Annotated in this window: 23 protein-coding genes; 9 read left to right on the plus strand and 14 right to left on the minus strand. The window is 33.0% G+C overall.

The features are described from left to right. Positions 1-4: 4 nt before the first annotated feature. Entirely contained in the window at positions 5-2,386 is a 2,382-nt protein-coding gene (locus tag COJ46_RS06490; RefSeq protein ID WP_098565839.1) for a 3-hydroxyacyl-CoA dehydrogenase/enoyl-CoA hydratase family protein, read from the minus strand. Between the two features lie 248 nt (positions 2,387-2,634). On the opposite strand from COJ46_RS06490, the gene COJ46_RS06495 reads away from it, so the two are divergent. After that, a complete protein-coding gene (locus COJ46_RS06495; protein ID WP_091023494.1) occupies positions 2,635-2,775 on the plus strand; it encodes a YuzL family protein in 141 nt (46 codons plus the stop codon). Between the two features lie 175 nt (positions 2,776-2,950). Here COJ46_RS06495 and COJ46_RS06500 read toward each other — a convergent pair whose 3' ends face one another. Further along, positions 2,951-3,868, minus strand: coding sequence for a proline dehydrogenase family protein (locus tag COJ46_RS06500; RefSeq protein ID WP_097976289.1), 918 nt, complete (start codon positions 3,866-3,868; stop codon positions 2,951-2,953). Between the two features lie 188 nt (positions 3,869-4,056). Further along, on the minus strand, positions 4,057-4,320 hold the full coding sequence (locus tag COJ46_RS06505) for a DUF2573 family protein (protein ID WP_097976287.1): 264 nt from the start codon (positions 4,318-4,320) through the stop codon (positions 4,057-4,059). A 263-nt stretch (positions 4,321-4,583) separates the two neighbouring features. On the opposite strand from COJ46_RS06505, the gene COJ46_RS06510 reads away from it, so the two are divergent. The 4 genes from COJ46_RS06510 (at position 4,584) to COJ46_RS06525 (ending at position 8,215) form a co-directional block, all read left to right on the plus strand. After that, entirely contained in the window at positions 4,584-5,387 is an 804-nt protein-coding gene (locus COJ46_RS06510) for a formate/nitrite transporter family protein (RefSeq protein ID WP_098565773.1), read from the plus strand. 144 nt (positions 5,388-5,531) lie between these two features. After that, on the plus strand, positions 5,532-6,320 hold the full coding sequence (locus COJ46_RS06515) for a GDSL-type esterase/lipase family protein (protein WP_098565840.1): 789 nt from the start codon (positions 5,532-5,534) through the stop codon (positions 6,318-6,320). Beyond that, positions 6,313-7,230: an ABC transporter ATP-binding protein gene (locus COJ46_RS06520; protein WP_098565774.1), complete on the plus strand. Its 918-nt coding sequence runs from the start codon at positions 6,313-6,315 to the stop codon at positions 7,228-7,230. Before COJ46_RS06515 ends, COJ46_RS06520 begins: the two co-directional genes overlap by 8 nt. Before the next feature lie 25 nt (positions 7,231-7,255). Next, entirely contained in the window at positions 7,256-8,215 is a 960-nt protein-coding gene (locus tag COJ46_RS06525; protein ID WP_286133564.1) for an ABC transporter permease, read from the plus strand. 61 nt (positions 8,216-8,276) lie between these two features. Here COJ46_RS06525 and COJ46_RS06530 read toward each other — a convergent pair whose 3' ends face one another. The 7 genes from COJ46_RS06530 to COJ46_RS06560 form a co-directional block, all read right to left on the minus strand. Then, positions 8,277-9,161, minus strand: coding sequence for a cation diffusion facilitator family transporter (locus tag COJ46_RS06530; protein ID WP_097976382.1), 885 nt, complete (start codon positions 9,159-9,161; stop codon positions 8,277-8,279). A 128-nt stretch (positions 9,162-9,289) separates the two neighbouring features. Next, positions 9,290-9,988, minus strand: coding sequence for a tryptophan 2,3-dioxygenase family protein (locus COJ46_RS06535; RefSeq protein ID WP_097976280.1), 699 nt, complete (start codon positions 9,986-9,988; stop codon positions 9,290-9,292). Between the two features lie 13 nt (positions 9,989-10,001). Next, the gene (kynB, locus tag COJ46_RS06540; protein WP_097976278.1) at positions 10,002-10,625 is read right to left on the minus strand and encodes an arylformamidase; all 624 of its coding nucleotides are present in this window, start codon (positions 10,623-10,625) and stop codon (positions 10,002-10,004) included. 12 nt (positions 10,626-10,637) lie between these two features. After that, the gene (kynU, locus tag COJ46_RS06545; RefSeq protein ID WP_097976277.1) at positions 10,638-11,912 is read right to left on the minus strand and encodes a kynureninase; all 1,275 of its coding nucleotides are present in this window, start codon (positions 11,910-11,912) and stop codon (positions 10,638-10,640) included. A 173-nt stretch (positions 11,913-12,085) separates the two neighbouring features. Continuing rightward, the gene (locus tag COJ46_RS06550; RefSeq protein WP_097976275.1) at positions 12,086-12,880 is read right to left on the minus strand and encodes an ABC transporter permease subunit; all 795 of its coding nucleotides are present in this window, start codon (positions 12,878-12,880) and stop codon (positions 12,086-12,088) included. A 23-nt stretch (positions 12,881-12,903) separates the two neighbouring features. Next, positions 12,904-13,701, minus strand: coding sequence for an ABC transporter permease subunit (locus COJ46_RS06555; protein WP_097976273.1), 798 nt, complete (start codon positions 13,699-13,701; stop codon positions 12,904-12,906). A gap of 6 nt (positions 13,702-13,707) precedes the next feature. Further along, positions 13,708-14,592, minus strand: a complete 885-nt coding sequence (locus COJ46_RS06560) for an ABC transporter ATP-binding protein (protein WP_097976271.1) — start codon at positions 14,590-14,592, stop codon at positions 13,708-13,710. 159 nt (positions 14,593-14,751) lie between these two features. On the opposite strand from COJ46_RS06560, the gene COJ46_RS06565 reads away from it, so the two are divergent. After that, positions 14,752-15,345 (plus strand): TetR/AcrR family transcriptional regulator, encoded by a 594-nt coding sequence (locus COJ46_RS06565; protein ID WP_097976269.1) that lies wholly within the window; start codon positions 14,752-14,754, stop codon positions 15,343-15,345. 154 nt (positions 15,346-15,499) lie between these two features. After that, positions 15,500-15,742, plus strand: a complete 243-nt coding sequence (locus COJ46_RS06570; RefSeq protein ID WP_097976267.1) for a hypothetical protein — start codon at positions 15,500-15,502, stop codon at positions 15,740-15,742. A 42-nt stretch (positions 15,743-15,784) separates the two neighbouring features. Here the strand turns inward: COJ46_RS06570 and COJ46_RS06575 are convergent, their stop codons facing one another. Both COJ46_RS06575 and COJ46_RS06580 read right to left on the minus strand, forming a co-directional pair. Further along, on the minus strand, positions 15,785-16,750 hold the full coding sequence (locus COJ46_RS06575; RefSeq protein ID WP_176522536.1) for an ABC transporter permease subunit: 966 nt from the start codon (positions 16,748-16,750) through the stop codon (positions 15,785-15,787). Then, positions 16,743-17,666: an ABC transporter ATP-binding protein gene (locus tag COJ46_RS06580; RefSeq protein WP_098565775.1), complete on the minus strand. Its 924-nt coding sequence runs from the start codon at positions 17,664-17,666 to the stop codon at positions 16,743-16,745. The genes COJ46_RS06575 and COJ46_RS06580 overlap by 8 nt, the downstream gene beginning before the upstream one ends. 109 nt (positions 17,667-17,775) lie before the next feature. On the opposite strand from COJ46_RS06580, the gene COJ46_RS06585 reads away from it, so the two are divergent. After that, positions 17,776-18,018 carry a transporter suffix domain-containing protein gene (locus COJ46_RS06585; RefSeq protein ID WP_056468839.1) on the plus strand — a complete coding sequence of 81 codons (243 nt, stop codon included), beginning with the start codon at positions 17,776-17,778 and terminating at the stop codon, positions 18,016-18,018. A gap of 397 nt (positions 18,019-18,415) precedes the next feature. Here the strand turns inward: COJ46_RS06585 and COJ46_RS06590 are convergent, their stop codons facing one another. Then, positions 18,416-19,000 carry an LOG family protein gene (locus COJ46_RS06590; RefSeq protein ID WP_098565776.1) on the minus strand — a complete coding sequence of 195 codons (585 nt, stop codon included), beginning with the start codon at positions 18,998-19,000 and terminating at the stop codon, positions 18,416-18,418. 101 nt (positions 19,001-19,101) lie between these two features. Between COJ46_RS06590 and COJ46_RS06595 the strand changes: the two genes are divergently transcribed. Then, positions 19,102-20,085, plus strand: a complete 984-nt coding sequence (locus COJ46_RS06595; protein ID WP_097973447.1) for a Gfo/Idh/MocA family protein — start codon at positions 19,102-19,104, stop codon at positions 20,083-20,085. A 320-nt stretch (positions 20,086-20,405) separates the two neighbouring features. On the opposite strand, the gene COJ46_RS24765 is transcribed toward COJ46_RS06595, so the two are convergent. Further along, positions 20,406-20,588, minus strand: a 183-nt coding sequence (locus COJ46_RS24765; RefSeq protein ID WP_218008687.1) for a hypothetical protein, incomplete at its 5' end; no start/stop codon positions are given.

A 20,588-nucleotide genomic window follows, 5' to 3' on the forward strand; every position in this document is an offset into this window, starting at 1 on the left:
TAGATTAATTACGTAACGGTTTTCCTTTTACAAGCATGTGTTGCATACGTGCTTGAGATTTCATTTCAGAAATTAAACTTAAAAATGCTTCACGTTCAATATTTAATAAATACTCTTCGTCTACTAACGTTCCGAATGGTACTTTTCCACCTGCAATTACATACGCTAATTTCTTAGCAATTGTTAAATCATGTTCACTAATATAGCCAGAATAGTACATTGAGTTTGCACCAGCTAATAAAGTTGCATACCCAGACTCACCAACTACTGGTACTTTTTCACGAATTGGAGCGCTATAGCCTGCTTCATATAACTCAAGTACTCGTTGTTTTGCTTCATAAATTAAGTGATCTGCATTAAATACTTTGCGATCATCATGATTTAAGAATCCATTTTCAAATGCTTCTTGAGCAGAAGTCGATACTTTTGCCATTGCAACTGTCTCAAATACACGATTTGCAAGACCTTGCAAGTCAAACTCAACACCTTCTGGGAACTGTTTTAATTGTTTAATGTAAAGCTCTTTACTACCGCCCCCGCCTGGGATTAAGCCTACTCCAACTTCTACTAAGCCCATATAAGTTTCAGAAGAGGCAACTACGCTAGCAGCTGGTAAACAAATTTCAGTACCGCCACCTAGTGTCATACCGTAAGGAGCTACAACTACCGGCTTATCTGAGTACTTAATTTTCATCATTGCTTGTTGGAATCCTTTAACAACCATTTCGATTTCAAAATAGTTGTCATCTTGCGCTTCCATTAAAATCATTGCTAAATTAGCACCAACGCAGAAGTTTTTAGCTTGGTTACCAATAACTAAGCCTTTAAAATTTTTTGAAACTTCATCAACTGCGAAGTTAATCATTTGCGTAATATCCATACCAATTGCATTGCTCTTTGTATGGAATTCTAAACATGCAACTCCATCTCCAAGGTCAATTAAACTTGCACCTGAATTTTGTTTAATAATTCGACCTTGTTCTTTTAAAACACTTAATTTAACTTCTTTTTCGTTTCTTACTAGCTCTTCAAATTGACCATTATGATAGAAGCTAGTCACTCCATTATCTTGCTTATAAAATGTTTCGTTGCCACTATCGATCATATTCTTAACCCAATTCGGTACAGTTAGACCTTCGCTTTCCATTCGTACGACTGATTTAGATACACCAATTGCATCCCAAATTTCAAATGGTCCTAAATCCCAGCCAAATCCCCACTTCATTGCTTGGTCAATTCCGACGATGTTATCAGAAATTTCACCAGACAATTCAGCTGAATACACTAATACCGGGCTAATAATGCTCCATAAGAAATTACCTGCACGATCATCAGCGTATACAAGCGCTTTCAACTTATTCGCTAAGCCTTTAACTTGTTTGATGCTTTCAGTTGAAGCCGTTTTCAAGCTTTTTCTTTCTCCGTATTCAAATGTGCTTGGATCTAATTCTAAGATTTCTTTACCTTGCTTTAAGAAGAATCCTTGCCCAGACTTACTTCCAAGCCAATTACGATTTGCCATTTCCTTCATAAATTCTGGAACTTTAAATACTTCTTTCTCTTCGCCTTCTACAAGCTCATAAACATTGTTTGCAACATGGATAAATGTATCTAATCCAACTACATCCAATGTACGGAATGTAGCACTAGAAGGACGCCCAATCATTGGACCAGTAATTGAATCAACTTCTCCAACACTGTATCCGCCTTGTAGCATTTCTTGTACAGTTACAAGTAATCCGTAAGTTCCAATACGGTTTCCAATAAAGTTTGGAGTATCTTTTGCTAATACAACGCCTTTACCTAAAACGTCTTCTCCAAAACTTTTCATAAATGTAAGTACTTCTTCAGATGTATATTTAGTAGGAATAACTTCTAATAATTTTAAATAACGTGGTGGGTTAAAAAAGTGAGTGCCTAAGAAATGTTTCTTGAAGTCATCTGAACAGTCCTCAGACATTGCTTCAATTGAAATACCAGATGTATTTGAGCTCACGATTGAGCCTGGTTTGCGGTATGCATCTACCTTTGCTAATACTTGTTTTTTAATTGCTAAATTTTCAACAACTACTTCAATAATCCAGTCAACTTCGCTTAAACGACTCATGTCATCTTCAAAGTTACCTGCTTGAATTAACGTTAAGTTTTTCTTAGATGCAAGAGGAGCTGGCTTTTGTTTCAATAATTTCTGAATAGCCGTTTGACTAAATCGATTACGAAATTCTTTGGAATCAGTAGAAAGACCTTTTGCAGCGTCTTCCTTAGTTAGTTCTCTTGGGACAATATCAAGTAGTAATGTTGGAATACCTATGTTTGCCAAGTGTGCAGCGATACCAGATCCCATCACACCAGAGCCGAGTACAGCGGCTTTTTTAATTTTTTGGATCATATGCATTTCTCCTCCTCATATCTTGAATGAATACTCATTCACTTTCTGGATAAACCAATCCATTATCAATGAGCCCTCTTCTTCCACTATATGATAAATTCTTATTTTTCGCAATAAACAAAAAGTTCAAATTAATAAAATTTTATTTATGATTTAAATTCCTCCTCTGCTTTTTTTATTACACCCCATTTTTTACTAATAAGTTTATTTAAATAGGTTAGTCTAAGAAATGGAGGTGATAAGATATGAAACGTGAAAGAAATCCATCAAAGGGTGGAGTTAGTGCAGCAAGTGTTCAAGGTAATGCAAGCCATGGAGATCAAAAAGAAGAAAAAGGTAGACAAAGTAACAATCAGCAGTACGGTAAAAAAAACATGGGTCAGTAAGCTTTTTTCACTCAAATTTAATAGCAAAACTAGGACCTTGCTGACTAAAGCAATGATATGAATAATGTTGTTTTACTACTAACTACTTATCACAAAAAAATCCTGTATAAAGAGAAAAAGGCTGACTAAAAAGGATCCTCACTCAATCCTTTTTAGTTAGCCTTTAATTTTAAAATTATTTACTGAACATACCTTTTAATACGAACGCAACGTTTGCAGGACGTTCTGCAAGACGACGCATGAAGTATCCGTACCAGTCAGTACCATAAGGAACATAAACTCGCATATTATAGCCTTCTTTAACAAGCTCTAATTGACGCTCTGTACGAATTCCGTATAACATTTGGAACTCAAATTGATCATTAGGAATATTATGTTCTTTTACTAATTGTTTTGTATACTCAATCATTGCTTCATCATGTGAAGCGATTGCAGTAAAGTTACCGTTTAATAAGTGCATTTTAATGATTTTTTTGAAGTTTTCATCCACATCTTTTTTCTCTGGGAATGCCACTTCAGCAGGCTCTTTATAAGCACCTTTTACTAAACGTAAGTTTGGTTTTAAACTGTTTAAATCTGTAATATCGTTTTCAGTTCTGTATAAATAAGCTTGAATAACAGTACCGATATTATCGTACTCAGATTTTAATTGCTTAAAGATACGAATTGTTTTTTCACAACGAGTGAAATCTTCCATATCGATTGTAACGAATACGCCACTCTTTTTAGCTGCCTCTAAAATACGACGCATATTTGCTAATACTAACTCGTCAGAAATATCAAGACCCATTGAAGTCATTTTAAGAGAACATTGTGAATTTAATTTTTCTTTTCCAATCGCCTCAATTGCTTCGATACAGTGATCAGCCATTTCATTTGCTTCTTCAACCGTGTCAACGAATTCTCCAAGATAATCAATTGTTACTTTTAAATTCTTTTTATTTAAGTCCTTAATAACTTTTGTAGCTAAATCGATTGTTTCGCCTGCAACAAAACGTCCTGCACCAAATCTTAGGCCATATTTTTTAGCCATTTTAGTCAAAAACTTATTTTTAGACATAAATAAAAAAGCATTCTTCATAACTTGTTCCATTACTCTACCCCCAAAATTAAACTTTACTTTTCTCTCTATATATTACTAATGTATCATCTATTGAAATTTGTTAAAACAATTATTTAATAATTTGTCGAATTTTGTTTATTGAAAAATGTATGCCCTTACTTAATATTATATTATCATAATTTATATATGTCGTCATCTTTGAAAATTATGGATAAATATTATTGCTTATTTTTGTTAGCCATAGCTTCTCTATGCTGGTCATTTAACGTTTTAATCTCTTTAATTAAATTAACAACTTCATCTTTAGCTTGAGGATATGTATCATTCCAATGTTTTACTAAAGCGGGCATTGATTTTGATATGTATGTATACATAACCCACTTTTCCACTTTTGCTTGTTTTTCCTCTGACCAATCTCCTAATAACAATTCCGTATATTTTTTTAGTAACGCATCAAATTTTGCTTCAAATTCATTTTCCAATCGAAATCACCTCTCCATATTATTAGTAAGTTTTCAAAATCTAATTTGAATCTTTCCTTTTTTTCCCTAAACCTGTTTACTATGAAATTATATTATATCTTCAACCAGTAATAAGAGGATTATTTAAAAATGTAAAGTAAAAATAATAAATGGTATATAACTTGTTCAATTTCATAATTTGTTCATAATTTCACATACTTATCTACATTTTTTGTTTGTATACTATGTATGTGATTAATCGAGCGCATAGGGAGTGAAACCATTTGGAACGAGATAGTATCCAATATTGTATTGATTTAGCTCTTAAAAAAAAGAAAATACTAGACCAAAGCTTAATTAAATATTTAACTCGTGCTGCCTTAGCTTCTATTTATATAAGCTTTATTCTCATTGTCTGTTTAAAATTAGCCGAATTATTTAGATTGCAAAATTCACCATTTTCATCTGTAGCTTATCCACTTGTTTTCTCCACAGCATTAATTATGATTATTTATGGCGGAGGAGAATTATTTACTAGTAATACCATGTATTTTACGTTTTCAACTTTAGCTAAAAAAACTTCAAAACTAGATTTAGTAAAAAACTGGATTGCATGTTACTCAGGCAATATTATTGGAGCATTTATTTTTGCGATTATTTATTTTTTTACAGGTCTAGCAAAGGATTTTCCTACCGATCATTTTTTAACAGGTGTAGTTGACCATAAAATTCACGCATCATTTTTCCACTTATTTTTTAAAGGTATTTTATGTAATTGGCTTGTCTGTCTTGCTTGTTTTTTACCAACTAGATTTAAAGATGATTTAGCAAAAATGCTCCTGATCTTTTTATTAGTATTTGCTTTCTTTTTCTCTGGTTATGAACACAGTATCGCAAATATAGCTGTCTTTACATTATCTTATATTATGCCACATGATATAGCCTTTTCATTTAGTGATGTATTGCATAATTTAATTCCAGTGACACTTGGAAATATTATTGGTGGTTCAGTTGGTGTCGGAATGGCATATTACTTCCTAAATAATGAACAAAAATTAGAAGTAAAAGAATTAAAACGTGCCTCATAAAACGAATCTACCTGTCTTCTTTTTTTGAGGACAGGTTTTTTCGTGCAAATCTAATTTTATTATGGTAATAATGATTTTATAATGAAAATTTTTCCTTTTTTGGTGGTGTGAAATTTGAAATACAATCATTTTGTTCGGTTTATCATGTTTTTTTCATTGCTTTGTTTTCTCTTATTATCATATGGCTTCGTGAAAGGTGCTTATTCTGTTTTAAATCCTCAAAAAAGCAAACTAATTGTGGATAATAATGCACAGAAAAATAATCAAAATGACATTGTTCACAAAAACAATAAACTGAAGATTGTTGCATTAGGAGATTCACTTACGCGTGGTGTCGGTGATGATGAAGGAACAGGTTATGTAGGAAGATTAAAAACCATTCTACAAAAAGAATATAAACAACCAACAACGATCACTAATTTAGCTGTTAGTGGCGCAAAAACATCAAATTTACTTAACGATTTAAAGAAAAATAATATACAAGAAACGATTGGCACTGCGGACATAATTGTTCTTTCCATTGGAAGTAATGATTTATTTCCTGGCGCTAATCAATTAAATGAACAATTTTTAAAGACATATCGACCAGATGAAAAAACGTTTAAAAATAATCTACAATCAATTTTTAAACTAATACGTCAAAAAAATACTACAGCATCTATTTATGCGTTTGGTTATTATAATCCATTTCATAATGTTCAAGGTTTGGATGCATCGTCAAGCTTTGTATCTAGATGGAACAATCTACTCGAATTATCGGTACTTCAAACTAAAAATGCTTACGTCATTCCAACATTCGATTTATTTTTTAACGAAGAAAAGAAATATTTGTACACTGACCATTTTCATCCCAACAAAGACGGTTATATAGAAATGGCCAATCGCTTAACTAGTAAAATAGGAAGTCAGCTTCGAGGTGAGTCGAATGAATAAAGTTCTTAAATTAGAGGGTGTTACAAAGGGTATTAAAGGAAAAGTACTAGTCGATAACGTTTCATTTGAAGTTTATGAAGGTGAAGTATTTGGCTTTCTAGGTCCAAATGGAGCTGGAAAAACAACAACTATACGAATGCTAGTCGGATTAATCAAACCATCAAAAGGAACAATTGAAATCGCTGGTTATCCAGTTAAAACTCATTTCAAAGAAGCGATGCAACAAATTGGATGTATTGTAGAAAATCCAGAATTATACAGTTATTTAACTGGATGGGAGAATCTAAATCAATTTGCGAGAATGTTAGGAATTAAAGATGATAAAAAAATAAGTGAAGTCGTAAATTTAGTAAAATTAACGGATCGAATTCATGAAAAAGTAAAGACGTATTCACTCGGTATGAAGCAAAGATTAGGAATTGCTCAAGCGTTACTTGGAGGCCCTAAACTTCTTATTTTAGATGAACCAACTAATGGTTTAGACCCAGCCGGTATTCGTGAATTACGTGAATTTATTCATATGCTAGTAAAAGAGCAAAATATAAGTGTATTTATTTCAAGTCATTTATTAAGTGAAATCGAAATGATTTGCGATCGCGTAGGAATTATAAATAAAGGGAAAATGATTAGAGTTTCAACAGTAAAAGAATTAGTAAAGGAAGCTGCTGAAAGAGTTGAATGGCGAGTTTCTCCAATACAAAAAGGGCTAGATATATTAAAAAAGGATTCTACGATTCAAGATATCATAATAAAGGATGAGCTTATACTGTGCCGAATGTCGCCTCTTAATATAAATGAGGTCATTCAACAATTCGTAGCAGAAGATGTACAAGTGAATGGCGTTAAAACAATGTCTGAAACATTGGAAGATTTATTCATGGAAATGACTGGAGGCGAAGTTCGTGGCTGAACTAATTAGACTCGTCTTTAACGAAATTGAAAAAATGGTAAGGAAAAGAAGAATACTTGTTATTTTTTTCATTTTAGCAGTGTTAATCCCTATTTTTGTTTATGCTCAACTGCAGCAAACTGAAGAAACAATTAAAAGACTTGGTACTGATAATTGGAAAGTAGCACTTCAACAAAAAATAGTCGACCAACAAAATAGATTAAATTCATCAGGAATACCTGAAGAATGGAAAAGTTGGTTAAAGGTTCAAATTGATCAAGAGCAATATTATTTGGATAACGACATAAACCCTACTACTCCAGGTGCACCTACATTTATACGAAAATTAATTGAACAAAGTATTGGGTGGCTACTTTTACCTTTATTGGTCATGGTCATCACAATCGATATTATATCTGGTGAGCGAAGCGACGGTACGATAAAAATCCTACTTACCCGTCCAATCAAAAGATGGAAGGTGTTACTTAGTAAATACATATCCATTTGTTTATTAATCTCTTTTCTACTCGTTCTATACGGCGTATTGGCATATGTCGTTTCAGGATTTGTTTTCAGTTTTAAGGGCTGGACAGTACCTGTGTTAACAGGATTTGTCATCAAAAATAACCAGCTACTAACTGATTCGGTTCAACTGATTCCCCAATGGCAATACATTATTATGGCCTTTGGACTTGCTTGGTTTGTTTGTATAATAATCGGAACTCTTTCATTTATGGTATCCGTATTAGTACGAACAACACCCGCTGCAATGGGTATTATGCTAGCCGCTTTAATAACAGGAAGCGTTCTAAGCGGACTCGCTACATCATGGTCAGGAGCAAAATATTTCTTTAGTGTAAACCTTGGCCTAACTGACTACTTAGCCGGTCAACTCCCGTCCATCGAGGGATTAAACATGCACTTCTCTATTATGAATTTAGCAATATGGGGAATATCAGCATTACTAATCTCTTTCATCGTATTTATTAAGCAAGATATGAATTAAATAAAAAGGGGATTGAAAAAGTTTAAATTCTTTTTCAATCCCCTTTCCCGTTATTATCCAACTAATCCTTTCCTGCTCTCCCTGACCTTAATGGCTCAACATGAATGTGTGTATATTGGATTCCATGTTGTTCACTTAAGATCATTTCGATTTGGTCTGTGATACCGTGACTTTTACTCACATCTATTCCGCCGTCTACTTCAATGACTACATCTGCGATTGTTGTATTCCCGTACATTCTTGCTCTTAAATCTACAACTTTATGTACGCCTGGTACTTTATCAACTGTTTCTGTAAAGAGATTCATTTCTTCTGGATCGAATCCATCCGTTAATAGGAGGGTTGCATCATAAAAAATCTCCCATGCTGTTTTGCAAATTATCGCACCTACTAAAATGGCCGCGATTGGATCGATAATAGGAAAACCAATCGAAGCACCTAGAACACCAATCGTCGTTCCGAAGCTAACTAATGCATCGGAAAAATTATCTTTTGCTGAAGCCTCAAGCCCCTTACTCTTTGTTTTCTTGGCAACTTTATTATTATAAAAATAAATGCCAAACATAAAAATTCCAGAAGCAAATGCCACTACAGCTGCTAGTCTATTCGGAGTCTCATATTCTCCAACGAAAAGTGATCGAATATTTTCAATAATAACCTGTAAACCAACTGACATCATAATAAAAGATGCAATTAAAGTAGCTATTTGCTCTGCTCTTGAATGTCCATACGGATGGTCTAAATCTCTCGGTTTTCTTGCGATTCTTATTCCGATAAATACAGCCAAAGTTGCACCAATATCAGTCACATTGTTAAGTCCATCAGCTAAAAGAGCACTAGAATTTGTATAAAAACTAACAAGTATTTTTACACTCGCAAGAACTAAGTAGGAAATAACACTTAAAAAAGCAGCAAAGTCTAATTGCTTTTGAAGATTTTTTTCCATGAACTCACCCCGCTCTAATAAAAAATCATATGGGCTTATCATACCCATAATGCAATTTTTCCATTTTAAGTAAAAAAAAAACAGATCCGAATAATCGAATCTGTTTTTTCTCCTATCAACCTTTTAAATTAAAGTGGCTTTGGATTATAGCTTGATCCAGTTAAATCTGTTAAGTCACAAACCGTTTGCCATAATTCAGGATAAAATTCAAATCGTACAGCACGTTCTAATGCTTCTGCTGGTACTCCTTTTAAGCTCTTTGTATTCATACCAATCATGCGACGAACAAGTTGAATATGCTGTCTGCGGAATGATTGGAATTTTTCATCGAAGCAAGTTAATTCTTGCATTAATTGGAATAACTCAAAGTTTTTAGCTGCATCTTGATGTAATTGAACAGGTGTAAGTAAATTTTCATCTAATAAATCTTTAAAAGGCTGCCAAAGTGTTGGACCTAATTTTAAGATTTCATTAAATCCTGGAGAATCTTGACCGCTACCTCTACCTAAAGCTAAACGAATAATATGATAGTCACTTGGACTTACTAGTTTTACCATGTCAAAAACCGCTGGTAAATGTACTAAATGATTATTAATGCGTTGTAAATGATGTGTTGCTTTCGTAACCTCTTTTGCACGCATATGTTGATCTGCAAAATGAATAGATTGGATGATTAATTTAAAATGCAACTCAGCAATTTGGTGAACCGTTTGAAACGTTAATTCATCCGGACAAAATAATTCTTCATCAGGTTTTTGTAAACTTAATAATTCTTCTGTTCGAATATACTTCTCGTAATCTGTCAATTTTTTTTGCTCTTGTGTCATTTCCTTTTTCCCCCTAAACTAATTTTCGTAAAACCGCTCGTACTGGACTACCATCTGCATCTGTTAATGGTAGCGGTAATGCAATAAGCTCATACTCACCTGGAGTTACATTTCTTAAATCAATCGATTCGAGAATATGAATACCGGCATGATGAAGAGCATGATGTGCTTCTAATTCTTTACTATCAAGTGGGTCTACTGAAGGTACATCTACTCCAACTAATTTAACGCCTTTTTCGTGTAAAAACTCTGCTGCATCCTTTTCAATATGTGGAATTCTCTCTGGGAAAACGCTATCATTTTTCCATGAGTTTGTTTTAATTAAAAGACGTTCTACACCATCGAATTGAAAAGCTTCTAAATCCGACTTTTTAATGCTATCTACTTCAATCAGCTCGATTACTTTTGCAATGCCTACATATAAATTAGGATCTAAATCTATGACTCTCTTTCCATTTTCATCAAAATGAAATGGCGCATCAATATGCGTTCCAGTATGAGTACTTAAAGTTAACTTCCCAACATTAACAGAGCCACTTTCTTCTTTTGTCCAACTTAATTGGAACGAAAAATTTGTATCACCTGGCCATACAGGCATACCATCTTCAAGTCTTCTTGATATATCGATTAATGTCATTTTATACAACTCCTAAGCGATGATTTCTCGTTCATTCTTAAACTGTTCATATTGTTTCTCAACCATGATTTTCTTTAAGATTTGTACACTATTCCAAACATCTACATAAGAAGTATAAAATGCGATTGGTGCTAATCTGATTACGTTTGGTGCTCTAAAGTCTGGAACAATCCCATTTAACTTTAATGCTTTACAAATCCTTGCAGCATCATCGTGTTCAAGACAAACATGTCCACCACGATATGAATCATCAAGTGGATTACCAATTGTAAAATCAAAATCACTTAATTCTTCATTGATTAAGCTCATTAAATAAGCTGTACTGTGTAATGACTTTTCGCGAATTCGCTCAATTGTAGCTTCTTTATACATTTCAAGTGAGCCAGCAAGCGGCGCCATGCTTAGAATATGTGGTGTACCGATTTGATAAGCACCAGCTGTATCAGATGGAACAAATTCATGCTTCATATCGAACTGCTTTTCTTTATTTGAACCGAACCAACCAGCTAATCCAGGCATTGTTCCAAAATGCTTTTCGTGAACGAATAAACTTCCCACTCCACCTGGTCCACTATTTAAATACTTATAATTACACCAATAAGCAAAATCCACATCCCATTCATGGAACTTGTGAGGGATTGCGCCAACAGAATGGCATCCATCAAAACCAATTACAATTCCACGCTCATGTGCAGCTTTTGTTAGGCGCTCTATATCTAATAATTGACCGCTTCGATATAAAACAGTTGGAAGAATAATTAAGGCAATTTCATCAGTCATTGCTTCAATAATGTCTTCTTCTCTAATTGTTCGACCATCACGGCTTTTAACTTGAATTAAGTGAGTTGCTGGGTCAAAGCCCTTTAATTTTAATTGACTTTGAATAGCATAAATATCTGACGGAAAGTTTAATTCATCCGCTAATATTTTCGTTTTTTGACCATTTGGGTGGTAAAAAGATGCAATTAATTGATGAAGATTTGTAGTTGTTGAACCAGTTACAATCACTTCATTCTCTTTTGCCCCGACTAATGGTGCACTTAATGCTCCCAATTTTTCTGCAAAATAATACCATGGATGATCGCCCAGCATCCATCCATCGATTGCAAGTGTCTTCCATGAATCTAATAAATCTAGTAAACTTTGTTCTGCTCTTTTTGAAAGAAGTCCTAGCGAATTTCCATCTAAATAGATCGTATTGGGTTGTAAGTAGAACTCATCACGATAATTTGATAATGAATCTTTTTGATCTAGAAATTCTGCAAATTCTTTTGTTGGCTGAAACATCCCCTCGTTTTACCCCCTTGCAAGAAATAACCTACTATAATAAAGGTATTGCGATTAATAATATATGTCAATATTTTCTGAATATAATATTTAATAAAAAAAGTGTCAACAAATCCAAAATATTCCTATCTTAGATTTTGACACAATTGGTTCTTCTATTTAATTGCTTTTCCCTACAAATGCAAGTCCCGTTTCTTAAACGAAACATACGTGACAATCGTTAATATAATAATTAATCCGATCGATATAGTTGTATAAATACCGTCAAATCCTCCACCATACATAATATTTTTCGCTTCAAAGTACTTAAACGGCGTAAGATATTTCAAACCTTCAATCCGATCATTTAAATCAATTGCAATTGATATGATAAATGTGATTAGTAGAATACCAGTTGCATAAGAGGCAGCCTTTTTAGAATTTTTACAAACTGCAGCTATAGCCGAACCAATTACTAAAAATAATAGCTGTAAAATAAACATCCCGACCATTACCACAGCTATATCACCATTTACATGCTCACCTTTACTATACTTTCCTACTATTAGTACGCTAGATATCCACGTAATAACGTTAAAAATAAGGACGTTTACTACAGCACTCATTAACTTAGAAGTTATGATCTTCATTCTAGAAATAGGTTTTACAAATAAAAACTCGGCTGTTTTATCTCGCTCTTCTTTCGCAATTATATTAGCCCCTAACATTGCCGCATGAATCGTTGCCATTAAATATAAATATAAAACTAAGATGCCAAAATATCCGCTTGCCTTTGATAAATCTAGTGCTCCTGAGCCCATAATAGCTTGAAGAGATTTCGGCATTTGATTAAAAAGGTCGGTTATTTGGCCATTGGATGCTGTAGCTTTATATTTTGCCATTCCACTACCGACTAAAAAAACAATTCCGATACACCAAAAAATAATCGATTTTCGATATGTCTTCATTTCTCTTAAAAATAAATTCATTTCCACCCTCCCTTTCCTATAATTTATACCGCGTGAATATCCCTTTTCTTATAAATCATGTAGCTTACAATGATTGAAACGAGAATAATTCCAATCGACGCGAATAAAAAGTTTGATTCAAATTTTGAATGAGCAATGATATATTTCGGTTCAAAATATTTAAAAGGTGATAGAAAACGTTTGGCATTGCTTTCATCTGTTGCTACTACCATACCAACTACGAAAAATCCAAAAACAATCGCAAGAGAAATTGATAGTACCACTTTGATTTTTGGGAATACAACTGATACTAAAATGCCTATTCCAAAAAATAGTAATTGTGTTATATATAACGATACAGAAAGTAAAATAATTGACTTACTACTATAATCCGCTGTTTTTACATGCTGAGCCATCATAATCGTTGCAACCAAATAGAATACATTTGTAATCGCTAACGAAACAACACCAGCAAAAATCTTTGAAGTCATAACTTTTGTTCTAGTTACTGGTTTTGTTAGAAGAAAATCGGCTGTTTTTTCACGTACTTCCTTTGAAATAATTGAAGTACCTAAAATCATGGCTTGAATTGCTCCACAAAGTGAAATATAAATGAATACGTAAGAATAAAATCCTAAAACATTTCCAAAGCTCTCAATTTCAAGTCCAAGTGCTTTTCTTACTCCCTCAGGATAACCTTCCAACACTTTTGAGAATTGTACATAATCCTTTGCTATAGCTGGAAATAAAGATAAGAAAAAAACGACGATTGCCATTAAAGAAGCTGTCCAAATAAAGGTGGATTTCCGATAAGCTTTTAATTCATGTAAAAAAATATTCATTGCTTATTAGGCCTCCTTTTCATAATAATGTAAGAAAATTTCCTCCAGGTCAGGCTCTTCAATCCATAAGTTTTCAATTTCGATTTCCGCTATTTTCTTTAAAACTTTATTGATATTACCTTTAAAAATAAAGCTAATCGTTTTACCTTTGATTTCAATATTATTTACACCTGGTATATTGAAGAAATTTGGATCTACACCGTTTTGACTATCTATATTAAATCGTTTGTAATTGTTTTCTTGTAATGTGCTTATTTTTTCTACTGTCACAATCTTACCTTCTTTAATAATTGCAACTCGATCACATAAACGCTGAACTTCACTTAAAATGTGAGATGAAAATAAAATCGTTGCTCCTTTTTTGTTTTCCTCCTCTAATAAGTCAAAAAATCTTTGTTGCATTAAAGGATCAAGACCACTTGTCGGTTCATCCAATATGATTAACTTCGGTTCATGAAGTAATCCTTGGACAATCCCTACCTTCTTTTTATTCCCTAAAGATAAATCATCAATTTTCTTCGTTAAATCGAGGTCCATTACTTCAGCTAATTCTTTTATTCGTTTCGTGCAATCTTTTTTATAAAAACTAGCTGAGTATTTTAACAAATCCATCACTTTCATATTGTCATAATAAAAAACTTCAGATGGCAAATAACCGATTTCTTTTTTTATTTCTGGAGCAAACTGTACACAGTCCTTTCCAAATATTTTTGCACTACCACTCGTTGGATAAATTAACGAGAGTAAAGTTCGAATTGTAGTTGATTTACCTGCACCATTTGGACCGATAAATCCGAATATTTCTCCCTCTTCTATATTGAAGCTTATATCTGTGATACCCCTTGAATTGCCATAGGTCTTCGTTAAATTATTAATTTCAATCGCGTACATAAATGAACCTCCCGCTTTGTTTTGAAATATTCCGTTGTGTTTATTACAAAACTAGTATATACCTCAATCCTAAAAAAGAGAATATGTTTTGAAATAATTTTAATAAAATATTTCAAAACATGATATACTATTGTATAGATCGCGACGGAGGTACCGATATTGGATGGATATAAAAAACGAACTCTGCAGAAGATGGAGAGCATTGAAAAAAGCACGACTAAATTATTGTCATTACCTTTAAATGATATAAAAATAGCAGATATTGCAAAGTTAGCGAATGTATCACAAGTATCAATTTACAATTATTATGGTAGTAAAGAAGCCCTACTAAAAGCTACAATTATTCGATTAATGGATCAACAATACGAAGAAACAAAACAAATGCTTTCAAGTGATATTCCATTTAAAGAAAAAATTAAAGAATTATTTATTCGTAAGAAAAACGGTCTTGATATAATTAATCTTGAAATGTTTACAGCATTAATGAAAAAAGACCCTGAACTACAAGAATTAGTTTTAGATTTTACAATGAACAAATCATTCAAATTGCTGATTTCCCTAATCGATGAAGGACGTTCACTAGGTTTAGTTCGAAATGAGGTTCAAAACAAAACATTACTAATCTATATCCAAGTCTTGAGCCAAGCCTTTTTAAATATGGACCAAACAACCTCACAATATATCCAACAAAAAGAAGTAGTAGATGAAATTATGAATATATTCTTATATGGATTACTGAAACAAGAGGACTAAAATAGAATAGTTATAAAAAAGGCATCTTTGGGCAAAGGTGCCTTTTTATTTGGAATATTCTTCTAGGTAAACTTATCCATAGATTTGTATTATCTTACCCTTTTTGTTCATAGAATGAATTACTTATATTTATTTTAAACTCTTGGAGGAGTATATGCGCAAATCTATTCTATGGCTTAAAGAAAATTGCGATGAAATTAAACGAGGCCTAATTGGTGGATTTACTATTTTTAGTCTAGCTGTTATTTTTTTCACAACAGATTCATCTGTCGAATACAACCAAAACGCATGTCTAAAATGGGAGTATAACAAATCTGCACAAGTCAACGTTTGCTCGGTTTACAAAACATCTACTACTAACACCATTCCATACGGATCAATGCTGAAGGAGAGATAAGAATAGAGTAAAAGGATAAGGCGTTTTACCTTATCCTTTTTTCTATTGCCCAGCAACATCCCTCTTCTTAAAGAGTTCGCCAGCAGTAACAAGAAATAACAAAATATAAACGACCAATACTGCTATAGAAAATTCAATTCTCATGCCGTTTTCTATATTGATCCCCTTTGTGTAAACCGTTAAATCAGTGTGCATAAATGGTAAGAACTTAGACCAGTTTTTTGTTCTTAATAATGTTGCGATCACATCTGAAGTTGCTAATAGTATTATGCTTATTAATAAAGAAATACTGCTTGTCCTTAAAACAGTTGATAAGAAATAAGCAACTGCAACAAAGAATAAGTATGGTAGTAGATTAATTAAGTAATCGTTTAGTAAACTTGGTAAAATACCTTGCTCTACTACATGGTTATTCACATATTGTAATACCGGTTGAGCACTAAAATCTAAGCCGTTTAATGCACTACCTATAATAAATGAGTAGATGATGATTGCAAAAGAAAAGATGAAATATAATACCACCAAGCTTAAAAATTTTGCATAATAGATCATTCGTCTTGTTGATGGTTTAACGAGCAGGAAATTAATCGTTTTCCATTGATGCTCTTTTGACATCATATTACTTGCAAAATAAATAAGAAGGATTCCTATAAAGTTCGTTACGATCGCACCTTTTTTCATAAAATCCAACACAGTGTGTTGTTGAATTGGTGAAATATTATGTGCAAGTCGATACTTATTGAACTCATATGTCTCTTTTTGTTCTTTAGCAAATGCTGGTAAGTCTGAAGAGTTTTGCTCTGCTAATGCTTCTTCTATCTTTTTATTTTCTATTTTTAATTCTGTTCTCCAGTTTTCAGCTTTTGCTGCTCCGCTTTCCTTTTCTACATAATCCCATCTTCCTAGAACAATAATCGGGATAAATAGTAAAATTAACGTTATGATAAATGATTTTTGAACAAATATTTTACGTAATTCGTTCTCAATTAATCGAATAAAATTACTCAATGACATTTCCTCCTGTCAATTGAATGAACAAATCTTCTAGCCTTTCTTTTTTGCGAGTTACATAATAAATCTCTATCCCTGCCAGTACCAATTCTTTCATTAATGAAGGAATCTCTTCTTCATCAATCTCAAACATAATTGATCGATCATTAATAACATCAAATTTGTACTTGTTATCTTTATTTGTAAAGCTACTTTCAAAAGCTTTCGTGCTTTTTACAACAATTTCAATAAATAGCTTCTCACCACTTTTATCATTCAGATCAATTGATTCAACAAATTGACCATTTTGAATAATAATTGAGCGGTCACAAATCAATTCGATTTCAGATAATAGATGACTAGAAAGTAGGATTGCTGTTTGTTCGACCTCAGCAATACGTTTTAAATAGTCACGGATTTCTCTTACTCCAGCTGGATCCAATCCATTAGTTGGCTCATCTAATATTAAAATTGAAGGATTATGTAATAACGCTTGAGCAATTCCTAATCTTTGCTTCATCCCTAAGGAATAAGTTGAAAACTTTTTATGTATGGCATTCGAAAGTCCAAGTAAATCAATAACCTCAAGAACTCTTTCCTTTGAAACACCTTCTAACATTCGAGCAAAATACAATAGATTTTTATACCCACTATAAAAAGGGTAAAATGCAGGAGTTTCAATCATTGCTCCGATCTGTTTGATCGATTCTTTAAAGTTGTTCTTAATCGAATTGCCTTGGATATAAATCTCACCACTCGTGATACTCATAAGTCCAACGATCATTCGCATTGTCGTCGTTTTTCCTGAACCATTTGGCCCAAGTAAACCCAAAACTTCACCTTTATATAATTCAAAACTAATATCTTTAATAATCTTTTGATTGCTAATCGTCTTATTTACGCTTTTTAGCTCAAGAACAATATCTCGATTCATCTTGAGGCCTCCTATAAGTGCAATAATCTCTTACTAACTGTAAAGTTTTCCCCTTCCTTTTCTCAATAATTAATGCTATCCTCATGGAAGGAATTGAAAGGAGAACTTTATGAAAAGAATACCATATTACTTAGTATTTGGCTCATTTATCCCATATTTATTAATCTTTGCTTTACCTTTTTTACCTGTTTCTGGGAGCTTAAAAGCTGGTCTGATCGCTCTATTAGTTATTCTTGGAGAAGGAATGTTTTGGATTGGTGGAGTATTTGTAGGTAAAGATGTTATGACGAACTATCGTAAAAAATTGAGCCCAGCAAAATGGTTTAAAAATAGAAGAAAGCAAGAAAATTGATGGATAAAGGGCTGCTCTCATAAAGAGCCCTTTTTTTTATGCAAAATATTGGTTGTGGATAGAATGCAACATAATGCTAACTTTGTTGATAAAGTTGTGAACAATGTTTATAAAGTTGTAATTTTTTATTCATAAAGTCATAGGATTCAAATTCAAGTGTATTTGGTATGTTGATAACTAGTGAATTCAGACTGAAAAGTACGAATTTATATCGAACATTGTTGATAAGTTGTGAACTTCGTTGATCTAGAAACCCTCTAAATCTGCAAGAATTTCATTATAACTCATAATAAAACGCAAAAAACCCACAAAATTGTGGGTACACAAACATGACTTTCAGACTGATTGCAAGCGCTTGTCTTTCGAGGCGCNNCGTTTGGCGGGCAGTCTGAAAAATTTATTTGCCTTCTAATTGCTTCCATTTATTTTGCATAACAGGTGGCTCATAGTTTTGCATTAGTTTTAATAGGTCGTCTGCATTTTCTGCAACAACAAATAATGAAATTGTATTCTCGTTCATAAATCCTTCTTTTATAGCATGTTTAAGTAAATCTAACACAGGGCTAAAGAAGTTATCAACATTTAATAAACCGATTGGCTTATTGTGGATTCCAATTTGTGCCCAACAAATAATTTCAAATAATTCATCGAAAGTACCAATTCCGCCCGGCAGTGCAATAAACCCATCGGACATCTCGTTCATCAAAGCTTTACGCTCATGCATTGATTCTGTCTCAATGAATTGCGTTAGCCCTTTATGGGCAACCTCTCCACGAAATAATCCACCAGGCATAATGCCAATGACATTTCCACCTTGTTTTAATACTTCATTTGCGATTTCTGCCATAATCCCTAGTCTTGATCCACCATATATTAAATCTATATTATTACTAGCAAATAAGTCACCTAGTTTTTTTGCTTGAAGACTAAATGACTCTCTATTCCCAAGATTTGAACCAGCATAAACACAAATTTTCTTCATAAAATGTCACTTCCTTCGATGTATTTTACTTTATTTTAACATATCTTTCGATTAGGATTGTAAAGATAAAGTTAACTAATTATTTTTTAGGAGTTGAAAAAATGAATTTAGGTACCATTGGAACAAGCTGGATTACAGAAAGTTTTATCGAAGCTTCAAAGGATAGTAAATTGCTTAATTTAACTGCGATCTATTCTAGAAATGAAGAAACTGCAAGAGCATTTGCTACAAAGCACAACGCTCCTAAGTTTTTTACGAATATTGAAGAGTTAGCAACAAGCCCTGATATCGACGTAGTATATATAGCATCTCCGAACTCATTACACTATGAACAAAGCATTTTATTATTAAAGAATAAAAAACATGTCATATGTGAAAAACCAATTTTCTCAACAATTAAAGAGTTAGATCATGCCTTTAAAGTTGCAGAAGAAAATGGAGTTTATTTATTCGAAGCAATTCGTAACTTCCACTCACCAAACTTTACAGCTTTAAAAGAAGGTTTAGAAAAAATCGGCCAAATTAGAAGTGCTAATCTGCATTATTTACAATATTCTTCTAAATATGATGCATTCCTTAGAGGTGAGAATCCAAATGTTTTCTCTCCCGAATTTTCTGGTGGGGCATTAGTAGATTTAGGTGTTTATCCAATTTATGTAGTGATCGGTTTATTCGGAAAACCAGCCTCAGTAAATTATACACCTGTTAAATTGCGTACCGGTATAGATGGTAGTGGAACATTAGTATTAAATTATGAAAACTTCACTTGTAGCATCCAATGCTCTAAAGTCTCTCAATCATATATCGAAAGTGAAATTACTGGTGAAATTGGAACTTTAGTTCTTGATAAACCATCTCCAATTTCAAAAATTACTTTGATTAACCATAAATCGAAGCAACGAGAGTCATTAGAAGTTAGCCAAGTACCAAATGATATGCTATATGAAATCCAAAATATTACTAGCATTATAAAAGAATCAAATATAACTGAATATGAAAAATTAAAAGAGCTTAGCAAGTTAGTATTAACAGTAACTGAATCTGCGAGAAAGCAAGGCGGAATTGTTTTTGGAGTTGAAAAATAAAGAAAACTAGCCGATTGGCGATCCTTAGGTGAAGACAGAGGCATAGTTGCACTTATACTTAATTCCTAAAATTGGCAACTAACTTCGAGTTTTCTTCTGCGCTGCTAATTTATACTTTCTAGTGAAATTAATAAAAATACCAGTTATCCGATCAATTGGATACTGGTATTTTTTCTTATTGCTTATAAATCGTTAGTGATCTCTTATGAAAGTCCAAAAAGTAAACCTTGGTTATGAATAAAATAGGCGAAATAACCCATTTGAGGTATAGATTACTTATGTAGAAGCTGATTAAAAAGATTAATCAGCTTTATTATTTTTTAGTATACAACAACCCATCCAACCCCTGGCACAAAGTACCATCTTCTACCATTCAGGATATAATATCCTCCATGCCAATAACCTCCTGGTCCAGGAAACCCATGTCCCGGTCCATATCCTGGTCCATGTCCCGGTCCATATCCTGGTCCGTGTCCTGGCCCGTATCCTGGTCCATGTCCTGG

Source organism: Bacillus sp. AFS077874, assembly GCF_002566505.1.
In the GTDB taxonomy this organism is placed as follows: Bacteria; Bacillota; Bacilli; order Bacillales; family Bacillaceae_G; genus Gottfriedia.

Excerpts from the sequence above, each read along its gene's own strand:
- COJ46_RS06595 (WP_097973447.1), top strand. The coding sequence starts at position 19,102 with ATGAATTTAGGTACCATTGGAACAAGCTGGATTACAGAAAGTTTTATC.
- COJ46_RS06550 (WP_097976275.1), bottom strand. The coding sequence starts at position 12,880 with ATGAATTTATTTTTAAGAGAAATGAAGACATATCGAAAATCGATTATT.
- COJ46_RS06515 (WP_098565840.1), top strand. The coding sequence starts at position 5,532 with ATGTTTTTTTCATTGCTTTGTTTTCTCTTATTATCATATGGCTTCGTG.
- COJ46_RS06570 (WP_097976267.1), top strand. The coding sequence starts at position 15,500 with ATGCGCAAATCTATTCTATGGCTTAAAGAAAATTGCGATGAAATTAAA.
- kynU (WP_097976277.1), bottom strand. The coding sequence starts at position 11,912 with ATGTTTCAGCCAACAAAAGAATTTGCAGAATTTCTAGATCAAAAAGAT.
- COJ46_RS06495 (WP_091023494.1), top strand. The coding sequence starts at position 2,635 with ATGAAACGTGAAAGAAATCCATCAAAGGGTGGAGTTAGTGCAGCAAGT.
- COJ46_RS06560 (WP_097976271.1), bottom strand. The coding sequence starts at position 14,592 with ATGTACGCGATTGAAATTAATAATTTAACGAAGACCTATGGCAATTCA.
- COJ46_RS06580 (WP_098565775.1), bottom strand. The coding sequence starts at position 17,666 with ATGAATCGAGATATTGTTCTTGAGCTAAAAAGCGTAAATAAGACGATT.
- COJ46_RS06590 (WP_098565776.1), bottom strand. The coding sequence starts at position 19,000 with ATGAAGAAAATTTGTGTTTATGCTGGTTCAAATCTTGGGAATAGAGAG.
- kynB (WP_097976278.1), bottom strand. The coding sequence starts at position 10,625 with ATGACATTAATCGATATATCAAGAAGACTTGAAGATGGTATGCCTGTA.
- COJ46_RS06555 (WP_097976273.1), bottom strand. The coding sequence starts at position 13,701 with ATGAATATTTTTTTACATGAATTAAAAGCTTATCGGAAATCCACCTTT.
- COJ46_RS06500 (WP_097976289.1), bottom strand. The coding sequence starts at position 3,868 with ATGGAACAAGTTATGAAGAATGCTTTTTTATTTATGTCTAAAAATAAG.
- COJ46_RS06530 (WP_097976382.1), bottom strand. The coding sequence starts at position 9,161 with ATGGAAAAAAATCTTCAAAAGCAATTAGACTTTGCTGCTTTTTTAAGT.
- COJ46_RS06585 (WP_056468839.1), top strand. The coding sequence starts at position 17,776 with ATGAAAAGAATACCATATTACTTAGTATTTGGCTCATTTATCCCATAT.
- COJ46_RS06520 (WP_098565774.1), top strand. The coding sequence starts at position 6,313 with ATGAATAAAGTTCTTAAATTAGAGGGTGTTACAAAGGGTATTAAAGGA.
- COJ46_RS06535 (WP_097976280.1), bottom strand. The coding sequence starts at position 9,988 with ATGACACAAGAGCAAAAAAAATTGACAGATTACGAGAAGTATATTCGA.